15 protein-coding genes and 2 pseudogenes are annotated in these 15,024 nt (G+C 70.1%); 9 read left to right on the forward strand and 8 right to left on the reverse strand.

All coding sequences use genetic code 11. The annotated features are described in order from the left end of the window. Positions 1 to 644: 644 nt before the first annotated feature. From IMZ35_RS32020 to IMZ35_RS28955, 6 genes are all read right to left on the reverse strand, one after another. Complete coding sequence (locus IMZ35_RS32020; protein ID WP_307868985.1) at positions 645 to 1,268, reverse strand: chemotaxis protein CheB; 624 nt, start codon at positions 1,266 to 1,268, stop codon at positions 645 to 647. Positions 1,269 to 1,354: 86 nt separating this feature from the next. Then, positions 1,355 to 1,525, reverse strand: coding sequence for a hypothetical protein (locus IMZ35_RS28935; protein WP_199444390.1), 171 nt, complete (start codon positions 1,523 to 1,525; stop codon positions 1,355 to 1,357). 24 nt (positions 1,526 to 1,549) lie between these two features. Beyond that, the gene (locus IMZ35_RS32180) at positions 1,550 to 2,014 is read right to left on the reverse strand and encodes an RHS repeat-associated core domain-containing protein (RefSeq protein ID WP_199444433.1); all 465 of its coding nucleotides are present in this window, start codon (positions 2,012 to 2,014) and stop codon (positions 1,550 to 1,552) included. After that, positions 1,986 to 4,268 (reverse strand): ATP-binding protein, encoded by a 2,283-nt coding sequence (locus IMZ35_RS28945; protein WP_229373601.1) that lies wholly within the window; start codon positions 4,266 to 4,268, stop codon positions 1,986 to 1,988. The genes IMZ35_RS32180 and IMZ35_RS28945 overlap by 29 nt, the downstream gene beginning before the upstream one ends. Before the next feature lie 491 nt (positions 4,269 to 4,759). Next, positions 4,760 to 5,056: a hypothetical protein gene (locus IMZ35_RS28950; protein ID WP_199444391.1), complete on the reverse strand. Its 297-nt coding sequence runs from the start codon at positions 5,054 to 5,056 to the stop codon at positions 4,760 to 4,762. A 374-nt stretch (positions 5,057 to 5,430) separates the two neighbouring features. Continuing rightward, positions 5,431 to 5,799: a peptidoglycan-binding domain-containing protein gene (locus tag IMZ35_RS28955; RefSeq protein ID WP_199444392.1), complete on the reverse strand. Its 369-nt coding sequence runs from the start codon at positions 5,797 to 5,799 to the stop codon at positions 5,431 to 5,433. A gap of 320 nt (positions 5,800 to 6,119) precedes the next feature. Between IMZ35_RS28955 and IMZ35_RS28960 the strand changes: the two genes are divergently transcribed. The 6 genes from IMZ35_RS28960 (at position 6,120) to IMZ35_RS28985 (ending at position 10,578) form a co-directional block, all read left to right on the forward strand. Next, a complete protein-coding gene (locus IMZ35_RS28960) occupies positions 6,120 to 7,091 on the forward strand; it encodes an ArsR/SmtB family transcription factor (protein ID WP_199444393.1) in 972 nt (323 codons plus the stop codon). 450 nt (positions 7,092 to 7,541) lie between these two features. Then, positions 7,542 to 7,907 carry an RNA polymerase sigma factor gene (locus IMZ35_RS28965; protein WP_199444394.1) on the forward strand — a complete coding sequence of 122 codons (366 nt, stop codon included), beginning with the start codon at positions 7,542 to 7,544 and terminating at the stop codon, positions 7,905 to 7,907. Then, complete coding sequence (locus IMZ35_RS28970; RefSeq protein WP_199444395.1) at positions 7,900 to 9,102, forward strand: CU044_5270 family protein; 1,203 nt, start codon at positions 7,900 to 7,902, stop codon at positions 9,100 to 9,102. The genes IMZ35_RS28965 and IMZ35_RS28970 overlap by 8 nt, the downstream gene beginning before the upstream one ends. A gap of 110 nt (positions 9,103 to 9,212) precedes the next feature. Then, complete coding sequence (locus IMZ35_RS28975; RefSeq protein ID WP_199444396.1) at positions 9,213 to 9,797, forward strand: hypothetical protein; 585 nt, start codon at positions 9,213 to 9,215, stop codon at positions 9,795 to 9,797. A 40-nt stretch (positions 9,798 to 9,837) separates the two neighbouring features. Then, positions 9,838 to 10,383 (forward strand): VanZ family protein, encoded by a 546-nt coding sequence (locus IMZ35_RS28980; protein ID WP_199444397.1) that lies wholly within the window; start codon positions 9,838 to 9,840, stop codon positions 10,381 to 10,383. Between the two features lie 24 nt (positions 10,384 to 10,407). After that, positions 10,408 to 10,578: a hypothetical protein gene (locus IMZ35_RS28985; RefSeq protein WP_199444398.1), complete on the forward strand. Its 171-nt coding sequence runs from the start codon at positions 10,408 to 10,410 to the stop codon at positions 10,576 to 10,578. A 499-nt stretch (positions 10,579 to 11,077) separates the two neighbouring features. Here the strand turns inward: IMZ35_RS28985 and IMZ35_RS28990 are convergent, their stop codons facing one another. Then, positions 11,078 to 12,100, reverse strand: coding sequence for a helix-turn-helix transcriptional regulator (locus tag IMZ35_RS28990; RefSeq protein ID WP_199444399.1), 1,023 nt, complete (start codon positions 12,098 to 12,100; stop codon positions 11,078 to 11,080). Positions 12,101 to 12,213: 113 nt separating this feature from the next. Between IMZ35_RS28990 and IMZ35_RS28995 the strand changes: the two are divergent. The 3 genes and pseudogenes from IMZ35_RS28995 to IMZ35_RS29005 all read left to right on the forward strand — a co-directional run. Continuing rightward, a pseudogene (locus tag IMZ35_RS28995) lies at positions 12,214 to 12,669 on the forward strand (VOC family protein); the annotation flags it as partial. 42 nt (positions 12,670 to 12,711) lie between these two features. Continuing rightward, positions 12,712 to 13,731, forward strand: a complete 1,020-nt coding sequence (locus IMZ35_RS29000) for an aldo/keto reductase (RefSeq protein WP_199444435.1) — start codon at positions 12,712 to 12,714, stop codon at positions 13,729 to 13,731. A 139-nt stretch (positions 13,732 to 13,870) separates the two neighbouring features. Next, a complete protein-coding gene (locus IMZ35_RS29005) occupies positions 13,871 to 14,284 on the forward strand; it encodes a DUF1761 family protein (RefSeq protein ID WP_199444400.1) in 414 nt (137 codons plus the stop codon). 459 nt (positions 14,285 to 14,743) lie between these two features. Here IMZ35_RS29005 and IMZ35_RS29010 read toward each other — a convergent pair. Continuing rightward, a pseudogene (locus tag IMZ35_RS29010) lies at positions 14,744 to 14,902 on the reverse strand (transcriptional regulator); the annotation flags it as partial. Positions 14,903 to 15,024 lie beyond the last annotated feature (122 nt).

Here is a 15,024-nt window from a genome sequence, read left to right on the forward strand (position 1 = left end):
TCTGCCGCGCTCCGCTTGCCTAACCGACGCCCTCCGGGCGTCTACTCGCGCTCGCGAAACCCTTGCTCCGCAAGAGTTTCGCTCACCGTCACCATCCATAGTGGAGACTATACCGAAAAACCCGTTGGTACACAACATAGTTATCACTGTCCTAACAAGACTTGTGATGGTGCATCAAAAAACGAAGATCACAAGCACTTATGTTCGCGCTCCGCGCGACAGCAACGCCTTGCGATACAACAATAACCGGTGCAATTTTACTGCACAATGCGAATACGAGTAATGCTAGACCTGTTGCGACACAACGACAAGTCCGCTCCGCGCACCCCAAACATCACGCCACACAGCATCTGCTACGAGCATGGGCTCTGCGCACCCGCACGAGGCACTCCCCGCCTCCGGCGGACACACCACCCGACCCCACACCCAGCACCAAGCCCACCACGACACGCGCTCAAGCGGTCCTGACCAGGCAAAGTCACGTCCCCCTGCTCGAGGCAACCGAACTCACGCCACAGCACCGGCGTCCACGAGCCGCGACAGAGACGACAACGGACGAGAGCCCCTCAGCACACCCCCACCGGCTCCGCCGGTACACCAACCCCAGAAACCCCGAAACCGCCCCCAGCGGCGCGCTGAGAGGGTCAGCCGGACGGCGGCTGGTGACAGTGGCTGTCGATGGCGGCAGCGATGTCGGACAGCGCCAGCACCCGCTCGACATCACCGGTGGTGATCGAAGCACCCGGCATCCCGAAGAACGCCGAGGTCGTCTCATCCTGCGCGAAGACCGTGCCACCACAACACGCCACCGCACGGACACCCACCTGCGCGCCGGTGCCGCGCCCGGTGAGCACCACCGCCAGCGCACGCGGCCCGCACGCCACCACCAGAGTGGCCAGCAACAGATCCGCCGAGGGACGCACCGCGGACAGCGCACCGGTGTCCAGCAACCAGACCCGGGCGCTGGAAGCCACGACCAGATGATGAGCCTCAGGTGCCACCAACACCGCCGCGGGCAGCTCGTCGCCGGCAGCGCGGCGCGGCCGGCCAGGACCTCCGCCAGGGGACAGGTCGGTTCTGCGGCGATCTTGCCGCCTCTGTTGCTCCACTAGTCGAATCGCCGACCCGATCCGAGCCGTCCCCTCACTCCATCCCACCGTCGGATGAGGTTGGAAAGGGCTCCCCGCTGCAAACGTTCGGTGGTGAGAAAATGTCAGAACTTCGCCCACCACCGAACTGTTCACTTTTACCGAAAACTCTTTTACCACTCCAATTTCGAGGGCGAAACAGGTGTCAACTCATGCGGGAGCGAACGTGACCACCGAGGAATTGATCTTAATTTTTAAGCGTCAACTCAACGACGATAAACCCTCATCATCACTACGACGGAAATGACGCCCACCGCAGCGGCCACCGCAAATGCCCAGGATCGATCAATCCCCAGCAGGTAAGCAATCCAACTTGCGATGAACCCGAGCAGTACCAGAGATATTACTGCCCATGCCTGCGACTTGCCACGACGCACGTCGTTTCCTTTCTCTGTCCCGCGTCACCAGAATGCGACGACACCGAAACCAAAACCCAATCCGACGGCACCCCCGTAGAAAGCGCCTGTTGCGGCACCAGCGAGACAGGTTCCTGCGGTGACGATGGCACATCCGATGATTCCACCGACAACTGCGACGACGGCGATGGTGTCTGCGATGGTTCCGAGATCCGACCTGAATTCCTCGACGCTGTAGGCGCCGGTGGGGTCGCTGCGGTTGATGGGGTCGCCTTGCGCGTAGGCGTAGGGGTTGGTTTCTTGGCCGGTGGGGTCGGGTGCGGTGAAGCGGGCGTGGGTGGTGTTGTAGTAGCGGTGGCAGAGGGTGTAGACGCCGTCCTTGAGCTGGTAGCCGCCGAGCCAGCGGAAGGGGTTGACCTCCGCGGCTGCTCCGGTGGCGGTGGTGGCGCCGTAGGGGATGTCGGGGTGCGATGCGCTCTGCTCACCTGCCCTGCGCGGTCTTGGTCGTATGCGACGGTCTGATCGGTTCCGGCTCGAGGCCGTCGAGTTGTCGTTGCACCCGCCCGGCGTCGGTGCTGCGGCCTTGTTCCCGGTACAGCTGCAGGGCTTCCTGCCATGCCGCGCGGGCGTGCTCGTGCTGTCCGAGGGCGGTGTGGGGATGACCGAGGTTGTCCAGGGTGTTGGCGCTCTCCCAGGCGTCGCCCAGGGCGCGGTAGAGGGCCAGTGCCTGGCGGTAGTGCTCGATGGCCTGGTGGTGCTCGCCGGTGTGCTGAGCGATGAGCCCGAGGGTGTCGAGGGTGTCTGCTTCGCCGTCGGGAGCGTGGTGGTGGCGGTACAGGGCGAGGGCTGCGTGGCAGTGCTCGCGGGCGGTGTCGAACTCGCCCAGGCGCGTGGCGCACCAGCCCACCGCGTTGAGCGAGTCGGCCTCCCACACCGGATGCTCGAGGCTGCGGTGCAGGGCGAGAGCGTGCTGTGCGTGGCCCAAGGCTCGTCGGTTCTCGCCGCGTTGCGACCAGGCGAACGCGAGCGCCTCGTGGGCGTGCGCCTGCTGTGCGGGGTCGTGTCGGCGCGCGGCCAGGTCCAGGGCCCGGGTCAGGTGCTCGGTGGCTTCCTCGTGCAGGCCCAGCCGGGAGCAGGCGTGGCCCAGCAGCCGGTGGGTGCGACTGCCGGCAGCGGGGTCGGGCAGGTGGGCAGCGGCGTCCAGCGCCAGCAGCCACACCGCGAGCGCGTCGCGCAGGTGCGCGCCGCGCTGGTGGAAGGTGTCCAGTGTCCAGGCCAGGTGCCACACGACGTGGTGGCGGCCGCGGGCGACCGCGGCGCGCTGGGCGGCCAGCAGGGTGGCGTGCTCGGCCCGCAGCCACGCCGTCGCCGCCGCGGCGTCGGGCAGCGGGAGCGGATGCACACCGGGCGCGGGCGGCTGCGGGTGCAGGAGTTGGTGGTGGGGTGCCAGCAGGCGGTTGGCTGTATGAGCGGTGTGCAGATGAAAGTCCAGTACCCGTGTCAGGGCCGTCTCCCGCACGCCGTGGGGTAGATCATCGGCGGTGCTGGCGGCGTAGTCGCGGACCAGGTCGTGCATCGCGTAACGACCCGCCGGCTGCCGCTGGAGCAGAGATGCCTCCTCCAGCGCCGACAGTGCTTTGCGGGTGGAGGCCGAGGGCAGGCCGGTGAGGGCGGTCGCGGCGGGCAGGGTGGTGTCAGGGCCGGGGGTGATGCCCAGCAGTGCGAACACGGTGCGCTGGGTGTCGGTGAGGTGGCGCAGCGACCAGGACAGCACGGCGGGCAGGCTCGCGGCGGGGTCGGTGTCGTGCTCGAGCATCTGCAGTCCCAGCTCCCGCAGTTCGCCGGCGGTCTCTGCCAGTGCGATGTCAGGGCGGGTGGCGGCATTGCGGGCGGTGATCGACAGAGCCAGCGGGTGGCCTCCGCACAGCTCGAGCAGTTCCTCGGCGGCGTCGGGCTGGTCGGTGACGCGGTCGGCACCCGGGCGTGCGACCAGGTGAGCGTGGGCCTCGTCGCGGGTGAGGACGTCCAGGGACAGGTGGCGGGCGCCGTGCCGGTCGATCAGGGAGGCCAGCCGGTGGCGGCTGGTGATCAGCACGGTGCAGGTCGGGCTGCCCGGCAGCAGCGGAACGACCTGCTCGCTGGTGGCTGCGTTGTCCAGCACCACCAGCATCCGCCGTCCGGCGAGCAGGCTGCGGTACAGTGCGGCCTGCGCGTGCAGCCCGGTGGGGATGCGGCCGGGGTCGACGCCGAGGGCGTCGAGGAATCCGCGCACCGCCGCCCCCGATGCCACCGGCGCCTCTGCGGGGCTGAATCCGTGCAGGTCCACGAACAGCTGCCCGTCGGGGAAGCGGTCCAGGTGGCGGTGCGCCCACGCCAGCGCCAGCCAGGTCTTGCCGATCCCGCCAGCCCCGCCGATCGCCGAGACCACCACCGTGCCGGAGGTCTCCGCCACACTCTCGTCCAGCAGCGCCAGCTCGGCGGCACGACCGGTCAGCACCGGGGACGCGGGCAGTTGGGCGGGCGTGGCTGTCGCACCCCGCGACCGATCACCCGTTCCCGAGGCGACCTGCAGGAAGCGGTCGCGGTCGGTGTCGGTGAGGCCGAAGGCGTCGGCGAGCAGGCGCACCGTCGCCGCCCTCGGTGCGGCGATCCGCCCGGTCTCGATCTTACCGATGCTGCGCAGGCCGAGGCCGGTCCTGGCCGCGAGTTCTTCCTGGGTCAACGACGAGCGTCGTCGCCACTCGCGCACGAGGTCACCGAACATCGGGATCCCCGCTACGACTGTGACACCACGTCCTGCTGGCCCGGCGCCGTGGGCGTCGTGACCGCGGGGAACGGCACACCGGTGCGGCAAGTGCCAGTGAAGTGCCGGTCGAGGTCCTGGCAACCGTCCAGGCGGTGCGCGACCGTGGACACGTCGCACCCGCCACCACAACGTCGTCGACAGGACGATGGGACCAGGGAAGAACTGCGAAGGTGGTCACTGGATTGATTTCACACCCGCGGATCCGGGCGCCTGTATTCCACCGCACGTGTGTTCCCCCGTCGCACATCCTGTACCCGAGGGTCTTTGTACCGCTTTGCAGCGGGACGGGTCCACGTCTTCGTGTCTTGCGGTGGTCAGGTCGCAGGCCTGGTGACTCGGGTCGGCTCGACGATGGCGGTGACGACGTGTCGACAGATGACGAGCCGTTGGAGTTCATCGCTGTGAGGAACTGTGTGGCGTCACCGGCAGCGACCGCGCCGCTGGGCGGTTCAGCGACGATCAGCCGGTCGCTGCGCACGCGGATCCGGCGCCGGGGCGAACGCATCGACAGCGACCGCCCCCGGCGCCGAGGGCGTCACCTCGCCGGTGTCCGCCGCATCGCAGCGGAGGGCGAGCCCCGAGAACATCGCCCGCTGGCGGTGCACGACTGCGACTCGAACACCGCGCACGCCAGCCCGGCGCAGCAGTCGTTCGGCGTTCACGACCTCCGCCGACGCCGTGCGGAACACCTGCTGGGCCCGGCCGGTGACAACGGCGCTCGCAACCCGCTGCCCGTCCTGGTTCACAGCACGACTCCGGCGTCTCGCCAGTTCCCGTCACCACGGCCGACGGGGGCCGGTGGTCGTTGGACGTGGCGCCGCTGAGCAGGACCAGCGGCGTGCTCACAAGCGGACCGAACACGGCACGGGCTTTGTCCGGAAGTTGTTGTCCGGCGTTTCTCGCTCGGGCGGTTGACAACCCGTGCCCGCTACATCTGGTGTCCGCTCATCACCAGTGCGGAAAATCGCTGCAGCGCACTGCTCACAACGTTGTCACCGTCGAAGCGCACTTGAACCGAAGTCCACGAAAACTGTTGGAGGAGTCTTCATGACATCTGCTACGAGGGCGGCTCGTACCGAGATCGCGATGGGCGTGATGCGCATCGCCTGCGACAGGGGGTTCAGCAGTTCGGGTTGTTGCGCAACTGGTACCACGTGTCGGGACCGACCACGCCGTCGACGGTGATGCCGGAGCAGCGCTGGTACCACCTGACGGCCGCGTCGACCTTCGTACCGAACTCGCCGTCCACCTGCAGTTCGGGCGTGTAGTACCCGATGTTGATCAGGCACTGGATCTCGCGGACAGCGTTACCGACGTCGCCGCGCCGGAAAGTCACCGTGCCGTCGTAGTAGCCACAGCGGTACGCCTGGGCCGCCACCTCCTTGCTCTGGGCGGTCTCGGGGGTCGTGGCGGGTGCGGCGGTCGCTTGCCCGGCGAGTCCCAGGAGTGCGGTGCCCGTCAGGAGCAGAGCTGAAACAACTGTCCTCATGTCGATCCTTCGCTGTAGGTGGATGTCGGTTGACATCCGCTGATTCGGTGCACCGATGCGGTTCTCACTTCTTCTGCGCACCGGTCCGGCAATCGTGGCCGAGGACTCACACGACTTCGTGGTCGTTCGACAACGTTCGAACCCCGCAGGATCACTGCTCTGATCGGGTGTTCGAGCGCACGACGCCGCATCTGCAGTCCGCTGTGCGTGTCCGGCCCGGGGAGGCCGGGTGACTCCGCAGTACGAACGTCGATGTCACAGAGGGGCTTGTGCCGAGCTTGCGCGTCCACTTCACCGGTGCGGATTTGGGACGTACGAGGGTGAAGATGGAGATGGACCCGATGTGGGAAGTGGTCAGCAGTGTCCAGCTGCTCCAGCACGGAGGCGGCCGGGCGTACTTCGACCGGTGGCGAAGACAGGTGCGAGAGGTGGCCGCACGCAGCAACCACGTGCGGGCGGCTGTCGGCGCACTGGCCGAGGTGGCGCCGCACGCGGCCTATTTCCCCGACTTCCTCACTCCAGCGATGGACGTACCCGATCTGGACACCGGTATCGACGTCGTGCTGTCCACCTCACGGGCTCGGCTGGCGGAGGAGATCGGCTGGCTTCGGCGTGCGGCCCGCTCCTCCGCCTGGCTGGACGACATGGGTCGCGGTGACATCGGCGCACTGCGACAACTGCGGTGGGCGTTGCGCGTCTACGCCCGTGAGGTGATCGAAGCGCACCTGCCCGTCGTCGAAGAGGCCCTTCGCGCGGAACGCGCTGAACTCATCCACACCTACCTGCAGCACGGGCCGGACGGCCTGCTGGCCGGCTTCGAACCGCTGATGCGGTGGGAGCCGCCGGTGCTGACCGTCTGGGACTACCCGGTAGAGCGCGACCTGCACCTCGGCGGCCGCGGTCTGCTGCTGGTTCCGTGCTACTTCGCCCTGTGCCACCCCGTGGCCCTGGCGGACCCGGCGATGCGCCCGGTTCTGGTGCTCCCCCTGCGGCCGGAGTCCCGACTCCATCGGGAACGCCGCGGGGACCTGAACGCGCTGCTCGGTCACACCAGAGCCGCCATCCTGCACTCGACAGTGACTGGCAGCACCACCTCGGCGTTGGCACAGCGGAACAACGTCACCCCGGCCACCGTCAGCCACCACATCGGGATCCTGCGCAACACAGGCCTGATCAGCACACACCAACGCGCACACCGCGTCACCCACCTCATCACGCCCCTCGGTCTGCGCCTGCTGAACGAGAACCCGCTCGTCGCCTCCCACCGGATCGACAAGACCGCGACCAAGTGACCCGGAAGCGCTGAGCGCGGACACCCCCGAGCGGTCGCGCACCTGTGCCGAGCAGCCGCCAGCCACGCGCCCGCCGACGCGGCAAGTGCGGCCTCGGCGGGTCGGAGGTGTGCAGTGGAGCGTGGACGTGGCCGAGCAGATCCTGCGCCAGGCGCTGACCGGCGGCTCGGTGTTCCTGCGCGCGCTGATCGACCAGGGCAGCACCGCCACCGCCCCGCGGCTGCTGGAGCCCACCGGCGAGCCGAGGCTCAATCACATGACCCTGCCCCTCAACACCGCCGCCCGCCAGGTCCCGGGCGAGCGTCACAGCCCCGACGGTGAGCGGCTGCGCATCGCCATCCCGCGCCCCGACCCCGCCGCGCGCGCTCCACGCGTGTGCACGACTACACCCTGCCCACCGAGCCGATCGAGATCCTGGACGCCGCACTGCACCGGATCGTCCGCTGACCAGTGGATGTCACGTCCCCCTCCGGGTGGGAGACGAACGGCGGGCACCGACCGAACGTCGGCGTCGACGAGCACGCGGCGGCGCGGGCGGCCGGGACGTCGGAGGGGGGCGAGGGCCACGAGGAGCGGGTGGCCGAGCGGATCGACGCCTCGGCTCGGACGCGGCGGTTGGCCGGCGCGCTGGCCGGACTGGACGCCGGTTACCGGGACGTGCTGCTGCTGACCAGCTGGGCGGGGCTGGACTCCAACGAGGTGGCCCAGGCGCTGGGCATCCCGGTCAGCACGGTCCGTTCCCGCCTGCACCGGGCTCGTACCCGGTTGCGTGCCCACGAGACGAACACCGAGAAGGCGAGGAACGGCGATGAGTGACCACGACTTCGACCACACCTGGACGGAGGACGAGCTGGACTTCGCGCTGGCGGAGTTCAACGCCGGCGTCCGCGCCGACGAGCCGGCGCTGGCGCGCGCACGGGCGGCGCTGATGGACGGCGCCGAGCAGCACGCCGATCGGCACGGGAGGACGAGCGGGGCCGCCCGGTGGGAGGCCGTCCCACCGGGCGTGAGTTCGGTGGAGGAGGCCCGGTCGAGCCGGGCCGGGCCACGAGGACCGCGACCACGCCGGTCGGGGTGGTCGGGGCGGCGGTCGCTGCTCGGAGCGGTGGCGGTGGGTGTGCTGGTGGCGGGCGGGCTGGTCGCGCAGACCGTCTCCTTCGGCGGCTCGCCGCCGTCGGCGTCCGCGGAGGCGGCGGCCACCCTGGACCGGGCGGCGGCCGGGGTGATCGGCGAGGCCGACGAGCCGGTCGGACCCGGCCGGCACCGCTACGTGGCCACCAGGGCCTGGTGGATGGCCTCGTCGACCGCCGGGGACGGCCGGCGGTTCGCCCGGCTGGCGGAGAACCTGCTGCAGACCTGGGTCCCGGCCGACCCGGCCGGGGAGTGGTTGCTGCGCCGGGACGTGACCGGCGACCAGCAGTGGGTGCTCGGCACCGAGCAGGAGGCGCGGGCAGCCGGTGTGGCCACCACCAGCACCTGGCCGCAGGGCGGCTGGCCCGAGGGGGAGCAACGCGCCCGCTGCGGCGACTTCTTCGTCGAACCCGACCAGCAGTGCCACAGGCCCGGTGATTGGCTGCACCCCACGGCCGAGTGGCAGGCGGGTCTGCCCACCGACCCCGACGAGCTGTTGAAGCGCCTGGAGGACGACCTTCCCCCCGACGACGAGGCCCGCACCGAGGTGCGGATGCTGGACCACGCCGCCACCGCGCTGCGCAGCGGCCTGATCGACGGGCACGTGCAGGCCAACCTCTACCGGGCGCTGGCGAAGCTCCCCGGTCTTCAGGTCACCGACCGGCAGGCCGACCTCGACGGCCGCATCGGCACCGCACTGGGCGTGGACGACGGCCACGTGCGCCAGGAGATCATCGTCGACCCGGACACCGGCCGGTTCATCGGCGAACGCAGGGTCGCCACCCGCGCCGTCGACGGTTTCCCGGCGGGGACCGTCACGACCTTCACCTCCGTCCAGACCGGTGTCACCGACACCACCGGCGTCGAGCCCACCCCCTGACGGGCCACCCGGCGGGCAGCCGGGGTCCGTGCGCCACCGCAAGGTGCACGGACCCCGGTCCGCCGCGGCGGACCGCATCACCGCACCACACTCACCGATCGGAGTCGACCGTGCGCCTCATCGCGCTCACAGCCCTGCTCGCCGCCCTGAGCGGGTACCCGACTACCTCTGCGGCCGCCGCGCCGCCGGAGCGGGCCGCCTTCGCGGCCGTCGAACAACCGACCGTGCTGGACCACGCCGGTCTCGGACCGATCAGGATCGGCACGACGTTCACCGAGGCTCGGGCCACCGGCCTGATCGGCGCCCCGCACAGCTCCACCCCCGGCCCGTGCGCCTTCTACGGCCTGAACCTGCCGCTGCGGGGCGCGGTGGTGTTCGACCAGAGCGACAAGGCCGTGTCGATCATCATCACGCGCGGCCCCGGCACCACCGAAGGGCTGAGCAACGGCCACGAACCGTCCCGCGTGCCCGAGTTCTACCCGTCGGCCGTGCCCGACGCCCACGGCTACAAGATCGCGCTCGACACGGGCAACGAGTACTCCGCCTACTCCGTCGACGGCACGGTCATCGCGCGGTCGATCAGCGGTGGCTCCTGCACCGCGTACGGGGTACGCCTCCGACAGCCGGCGACGGAGCCGGCTGTCGAGAGGGCGTCGGCGACGACGTCCACCGGTCCGTACCTGCGCCAGTTGTGACACCGTTCGATCGGACTGACAGAGGAGAGGTGCGCATCGCGTGTTCGACCAGATCCGGCAGGCGGCCGGAGCGGCACTCGGGTTCCTCTCCGACCCGCTCATCGCGGGCGGTGTGTGCGTCGGCTCCGCGGCACTGGGCCTCACCGCACGGCTCGCGGCGCGGCGGTTCGGGTGGCGACCGGTACCGGCTGTGCTGGCGGGGCTCTTCCTCGGCCTGGTGCTGGGTGTGACGTTCTCCCGCACCACCTCCAACCACACCGCTCAGCCCGGCGTGACTCAGGTGGACCAGGGATTCTGCTACGTCGACGGGTTCTCGCTGCACGGCGCCAACGAGCTGCTCAACGCGGTGCTGTTCATGCCGTTGGTGCTCTGCGCGGTCGCGGCCACCCACCGTCCCGTCGCGGTGTTCGGCGCGGCGGCGGCGCTGAGCGCGGTGATCGAGCTGGGACAGCCGCTGCTGAACCGCGGTCTGTGCGAAACACAGGACTTCCTCAACAACACCGCAGGCTCCCTGATCGCCACCGGCGTCGTGGCCGGACTGCTGGCGCTGCGCAAACGCCGCGCCCTGTCCTCGACATCAGCATGACCGGTCCCGCAGTACCGCGGGACCGTGCGCCGATTCGACGACGGCGACGCACCGGCACGCGGTCGGATCGGCCATCACGCTCTCCTTGCGCTGACGAAGTGGTCCGACGCGCTCAACCCGCCGGTGCCCGAGGGACCGTTCGCGTCGGTGGACGAGCAGAAAAAGCGGGCAGAGGAGCCCGAGGACCAGGACTGACCGGAGCCGAGCCCGCGGAGTGAGGTTCCCCCGCCAGGGGGCTGGGTCTGGCGCGTGGGGATGAGTTGCTGGCCGTCAGCCGCGACGGTGACCGCTTCCACTCTCTGCTCTGTGGCGCCGCAGCGCGACGGAGCTGCGGCGCGGGTGGTTCTGCGAGGGGATCTGCTCACACAGCGGATCAGGCCCTGGTGGATGGTGATGAGGTGGTTGTCGTGCAAGCGCTCCTGGCCCGGTGGCACGTTGCCCCGGTGCAGCACAGAGGTCAGTGCGCTCCCGCCGGGGGCGGTCGGTGGGTGAGGAACAACCGCCGCTCGCGCGCGCACCAGTGCGGCCGAGGCGGACCGGGTGGATCGGGGGTGTGCAGCGGCCTCTGGAACTCACCGACGAATCGCGGTTCGATCACACGACCCCGACCATCACAGGTCACGTCCTCTGTCGTGTGAGCGGCACGCCCCGATCTTCGGTACCGCCCGGGATCGAAGATCGTCCGGGAAGCAGCTCATCCTCGGGGACCGCTGACCGGGGGCAGGCCCTGTTCGGGCCTGGCGGCGCGGTTGGCGCGACGGGACAGGTCTGCGAACGCGGCGCGCAGCTCCGGTGGGGAGACCACGTCGATCTCGGTGTCGAAACGGGCCAGCGCCGCAGCGAGCGCGGCCCAGGACCAGGACCCCGTCGTCAGCCTGGTCCGGGTGGCCCCGAGCGGCTCGACGACGCCGTCACCGGCGAACGGCGCCACCTCCGCCACCGGCAGGTCCAGAACCACCTCGCCGCGGCACGGCCAGGTGTTCGCGCTCTCCGAACCCTTGAAGCGGGCCGCCAGGAAGGCGGCCACGTCGCCGCCCGGCACTTCACGGGGGACGAACCGCGGTCCGGTCGGGACACGCGGTGTCATCCGGTCGGCACGGTAGGTCCGCCAGTCGCCGCGGTCGGGGTCCCAGCCGAGGACGTACCAGCGTCCGGCCCGCACCACCAGGTGGTGGGGCTGCACCCGGCGAGGCGGGGGCGGCTCGGCATCGTCGGGGCTTCCCGCGGAGCGGTAGTCGAACCGCAGTTCCTCTCGCGCGCGGACCGCGGCGCTCAGCGCGAGCAGGACCACGGTGTCGACCTGGGGATCGGTGCCGTGCCCGGCCGCGTTGATCTCGAGGGCGTCGACGCGCTGCCGCAGCCGTGTCGGCAGGACCTGCCGCACGGTGGCCAGGGCCCGCGCGGCAGCCTCCTCGATGCCCGCGCCCGTCCCGACGGCGATCCGCAGGGCCACGGCGAGCGCGACCGCCTGCTCCTCGTCGAACAGCAGTGGTGGCATCTGACTGCCCGCTTCGAGCCGGTAGCCGCCATCGGGGCCCTTGACCGCGTGGACGGGATAACCCAACTCGCGCAGCCGGTCGACGTCGCGGCGCACGGTCCGCTCGCTGACGCCCAGCCGCTCGGCGAGCAGGCCGCCCGGCCAGTCGCGGCGGGCCTGCAGCATGGACAGCAGCGACAGCAGCCGGCTGGAGGTCGTTGTCGAGGAAGCGATCGGCATGTCGTCACCGTGCCACAAGTAGCGGACGTTCTCTGACCGGTACTGCTGACATCGTGGTTCTCGTAGCCGGAAGCCTCCGGCACCAGGAACCACTCGTGAAGGACCAGAACACCATGTCGCTCAACGCTGTCGCCCACCTGAACTTCCGCGGTCAGGCCCGCGAAGCCCTGGAGTTCTACCGGTCGGTGTTCGGCGGGCAGCTCACCGTCGCCACCTACGCCGACTTCGGGATGCCCGCCGAGCTGCCCGGCGCCGCCCACGTCGTGTTCGGCCAGGTCGTCGCCGACAACGGTTTCCGCGTCATGGCCTACGACGTGCCCGGCGAGCACACGCCGGCTGTTGCGGGCGCACCCACCACGCGTCGCGAGAACGGCACCACGATCACCGAGGAGCCGTTCTTCCTGTCCGTCCGCGGCGAGAGCATCGAGGAGGTCACCCCCGTGTGGGAGGGCCTCGCCGAGGGCGCGACCGTGATCGAGGCGTTCGGCCCCGCCCCGTGGGCGCCCGCCTTCGGGATGCTCGCCGACCGCTTCGGCGTCACCTGGATCGTCGACGTCGCGGCCGAGCACGCCCGGGCCCGGCCGCACTCCTCCACACCGCAGGAGAATCCCGTGCTCACCCGCCCGCTCGGCCGGACCGGCATCCAGATCAGTGCCTACACCCTGGGCACGATGATGTTCGGCCCGTACGGAAACCCCGATCCCGACGACTGCGTCCGCATCGTCCACCGCGCTCTCGACGGCGGCATCAACGTCATCGACACCGCTGACGTCTACGGCGGCGACGGCGAATCCGAGAAGATCGTCGGGAAGGCCCTGCGCGGTCGCCGCGACGACGTCGTCCTGGCCACGAAGTTCAACGGCCCGATGGGACCCGGCCCCAACCATCGCGGCAGCTCCCGCCGGTGGATCATCTCCGCCGTCGAAGGATCACTGCGCCGTCTGGGCGTCGACCACATCGACCTCTACCAGGTCCACCACCCCGAACCCGGCACCGACGTCGAGGAGACCCTCGGCGCGCTGACCGACCTGCTGCGCGCGGGCAAGGTGCGCGCGATCGGCCACTCCAACCTGCCCGCGTCGGACATCGTCGAAGCCCAGTGGGTGGCCGAACGGCGCGGACTGGCCCGCTTCCGGTCCGAGCAACCGCACTACTCGATCCTCAACCGCGGGATCGAACGCGAGGTCCTGCCCGTCTGCGAGCGCTACGGGCTGGGTGTGCTGGTGTGGAGCCCGCTGGCGATGGGTCTGCTCGCCGGTCGCCTTCGCAAGGGCAACGCGGAAACGGCGACGGCGGGCCGCCTGCACTGGGCACGTCAGCACATGACCGACGAACGCAAGCTCGACGCCGTCGAAGCGCTCGCCCGGATCGCCGACCAGGCCGGACTGTCGCTGCCCCACCTCGCCCTGGCGTTCGTGACCACTCACCCCGCGGTCACCTCGGCGATCATCGGCCCACGCACGCCCGAACAGCTCGAGGACCTGCTCGCGGGAGCCGGCACGCTCCTCGACGACGACCTGCTGGACCGCATCGACGAGATCGTGCCGCCGGGAACCGACGTCGGACCGGTCGACATCGCCCACGTCCCGCCCGCGCTCGCGCAGCCGGCGCTCCGGCGGCGTGCTACCTGAAGTCCGGTACCCGCGACCCCGGCGACGACCCCGCGTCACGACTTCGAACCGGAGGCACGGGAAATCGCTTCGCCGCTCGGAAGACCGTCCCGTGGCGACATCATCGTCGCGGGACGCCACACCCACAGAAGGACGAACCGTGTTCTCCGTCTTCACCCAGATCAACTGGATCGCCGTTGTCGTGTCCACGGTCGTGCTCGCCGGCACGGGCGCCGCGTACTTCGTGTTCGCCGATCCCCAGCAGTACGCCCGCGCCCTCGGCCGCGAGAACGCCCCGGCCCCGCAACGGCGCACCGTCGACGCGGTCGGGCCGCTCGTGTGCACCTTCATCAACGTACTCACCAGCGCGGTGCTGGTCGCCGCGCTGGGCATCACCTCCGTCGGTGACGCGCTCGTGTTCGGTGTGATCGTCGGAATCGGCTACCTCGTCGCGATGACCTTCAACATCGCGATCAACCCCAACTTCCCGCACCCGCTGCGCTACGGCCTCCTCAACGCCCCCTACTTCCTCTTCGGCAGTGTTCTCACCAGCCTCGCCCTGGTCCTGATCTGACATCGCCCCGCGGCGACCAGGCGTTGTCATCAGGCCCGGTGGCGGGAAAGAAGTCGTACGGAGAGGGGCACCTGCCGCGGTGCTGGCCGCGGACCGGCGCAGAACGAGCCGCGGAAGGAGCCCCTCCCCCCGGTGCGGCGGCACCGGGGGGAGGTGAGGTGATCGGTTCTCGGGCGGCTCTGCGTCGGCGCGAGCCGCGAGGTGGTCGGTGGCCGTCGTGCACAGCCCGCGCAGCACCGCTTCGCAGTCGCTGCCAGCGCGACGACCCGCCCCGAGGGGCTCCTCGGCGTGGTGAGCGAAGTGGTGACGGTCCAGGTGATGCGGACTTCGCCGTGAGAGGTGGACCGCTCGTAGTCGCGCACGTTCCCCGATCACTGGAAAGGCCTTCCCCACGTGGGCCCGGCGCTCTCGCCGATCGCTCAGCGCCGACACAGACGAACTGAAAAAAGGGTCGGAACATCAGCTGAGCGCTTGACCCCCGGTCGCCAGCCCCTCCTGACCGGCCGCCCACGAAGCCAGCAGGACCAGACCGTCCGCGGCCGCCGTGCCGGCGGGCGCGGTGTAGACGGTCAGGAGAAGGCCGGGTTCGGCGGCCAGTTCCATCGACTCGACGTCCACGTGCTGCAGAACTACGAGGTCACCGCCGGACAAGAAGCCTCGGTGCATGGTCAACGCCGCTCACGCGGCCCAGCGCGCACCGGGCGAGCGGGCCAGCGCCGCGCTCCCACTGCACTCGTCCA

The organism is Umezawaea beigongshangensis, assembly GCF_016464305.1.
GTDB lineage: Bacteria > Actinomycetota > Actinomycetes > Mycobacteriales > Pseudonocardiaceae > Umezawaea_A > Umezawaea_A beigongshangensis.